This is a genomic window from Synechococcus sp. Cruz CV12-2-Slac-r (assembly GCF_024346075.1).
Classification (GTDB): domain Bacteria; phylum Cyanobacteriota; class Cyanobacteriia; order PCC-6307; family Cyanobiaceae; genus Synechococcus_D.
This window is the reverse complement of sequence record NZ_JAGQEK010000216.1, coordinates 1-2,225: the sequence shown is the minus strand read 5'-3', so window position 1 is coordinate 2,225 and position 2,225 is coordinate 1. Positions and strand designations below refer to the sequence as shown.

Genomic DNA, 2,225 nt, shown 5'->3' with positions numbered 1-2,225 from the left:
GAAGGTGAATGCTGATTTGGACGGGGTCTGCGCGGCCTTGCGTTCAATCCAGGAGCCCGCCAACCGTGAATCTGTGGCGCGTGTTTTCTGTTTGATCACCGCTGCCGATGGCGAGCTGCAGGCCGCTGAGCAGGACGTGCTGGCTCGACTGCTGGAGGCCCTCGGCCAGGGGCAGCTTCTGGAGGAGCAGCCCGCGTTGGCCAAGCGGTTCCGCCGGGAGGATGGCGCGTTCGATCAGGCGCTCTTCGCCGCGGGAGATGTGGCCAGTCGTGCGGGGGCCAAGGTGGGCGAGGCACTGGGCTGGGCGGGCAAGCTCTTCAACAAGGACAAGCCGGCGGAGCCCGGAGCCGTGAATTTTGAAGTGACGGTGGAAGAGAAAACCAATGAGGTGATCCTGGCGGGAATGGAGCGGTTGACCCAGCGGTTTGCGGCTGGGGAGCTGAACCAGGAGGAGTACAAGGCTCAGTTCGCGGTGCTGGTGGATCAGCTGAAGGCATAAAGTACGAACCGATCATCAAGCAATCACCAAGAGCGGTATTCAGCCCAATGAGTAATCACTGCTTCAAGGCCGAAGCCTATGCCAAGCAGAGCCAAGGCCAAGCTGAATCTCTGTCGCCAAAAGATATACCTATTTCATTTTTTAGCTCCACTCGCGAGAGTTCGATGGCTCGGATGTCTTGTTCTGAGTTTTCTTGACCATGAACCTGCAGAATGCGCTAGGCTGCATGCATCTAATCTCAAAGCCATGAGGTTCCCAGCTTCCCCGCGAGTGAGATATGAAAAAAATCCTCTAGTTGAGGTTATTTGCCAACTTAGATTCCCAAAAATATTAAAAATAGACAATGAAGACCCATATCAATTCCAAGAAGCTATTAGGAATGAGTATCCAAACTTCAGTGCCAAGCGCGAGCTCCCCTTATCAGCATTGTTAGCAGAGCCTGGTTCTCAACCGGGAGGTGCAGCCAGCAGTGGTTTTGTGGAGCAGATAAAGTCATTTGAGTTTGTTGATAAAACAGCTGAATGGAAACTTGTTCTTTCAAGCAGCTTTCTTTCGCTATCTACATTGAGATATGCAAAATGGGAAGAGTTTAGAGAGCGATTGGATGTTGCCTTGAAGGCCTTTATAAGTATCTATTCTCCAGTTTTTTTGACGCGCATTGGCTTGAGATACCAGGACTTGATCGTCAAGTCAGAGTTAGGCCTTGAAGAATCTCCTTGGCATGAACTTGTTAAGCCTCATATCTTGGGAGCCTTGTCAATAACGGAGTTTGCCGAATCTGATCTTACTGAAGCGTTATTGACATTCGGTTACACCCTTGACATTTCTGGCGCCAAGATTAGCGTGAGATCTGGGCTAGCACTCAGGGTGGGATCTAGTGAGCCCGTGTGTTTGATTGACTCTGATTGCTACACTGATTCACCTGTCGAAATCGCTGACGCCCTACTCACCCTTGACGAATTCAATGCAGAATCCCGAAACTTCTTCAACTGGGCTATTACCCCGAAGCTACGCGAATCCCTATCGCCAAAATCAATCTAATGAAGTCCAGGCTGGAGGGTCCCATTACGCTGTCGTGCTAGAACTCGGGAGTAGTTTAGGCACTGTCAGTCATGTTCTTAGCGAATCGGACTACAGCTACCGCTTGATTCATTTTCTTTTAGCTTCCGAAGAAGATAGACTATCGACTTTTCTTAATCGTAATCCACTGCGAGCGCTGACAAGTATATTCTTTGCCAGTTGGGCCGGACTTCAGTATAAAAATATATATGGCAATATCACCTCCGACTATTATCATCAATACAAGCTTCCCGATTTGAATAGCTCTATTCCAGATGCAGTGTTAAGCGCATTTATAGAGCTTGCATCGGCTGACAATTTTAACGAGGATTATCTGTACAGAATTGCTGAAGAGGTGATAGCTTGGGCTGTCGAATCTAATCCGATTGATCATTCAATAATTGCACATCATTTTAGGTCAATCCCAGATCTTGGCAAGCATATTTTGCTTTCGTCTCTCTGTGATGCGGATTTTGACACTAACTGTGATTACTTAACTGATCTTGTCATTAATTGCTTGCAAAGCCCCTGCAAGCGATTGGCTCAAGCAGCGGCCTCTTTTTTGTGTGTATGCTCTGGGGAGTAAGGGCGTAGAAACCTGAACGAGTACTTGCTAAAAAGTGATATTACTCACAAGTCTTTAGTTAAGGGAATTATTGATATTCTC

The 2,225-nt window shown here is 48.1% G+C and carries 3 protein-coding genes; all 3 read left to right on the top strand.

Annotated features, from left to right (window positions below; genetic code table 11):
• On the top strand, nt 1–499 hold a 499-nt coding region (locus KB557_RS10850), incomplete at its 5' end, for a TerB family tellurite resistance protein (protein WP_255134115.1).
• Between the two features lie 270 nt (nt 500–769).
• A complete protein-coding gene (locus KB557_RS10845; RefSeq protein WP_255134114.1) occupies nt 770–1,540 on the top strand; it encodes a TIGR04255 family protein in 771 nt (256 codons plus the stop codon).
• 34 nt (nt 1,541–1,574) lie between these two features.
• A complete protein-coding gene (locus KB557_RS10840; protein ID WP_255134112.1) occupies nt 1,575–2,144 on the top strand; it encodes a hypothetical protein in 570 nt (189 codons plus the stop codon).
• The last annotated feature ends 81 nt before the right edge of the window (nt 2,145–2,225 follow it).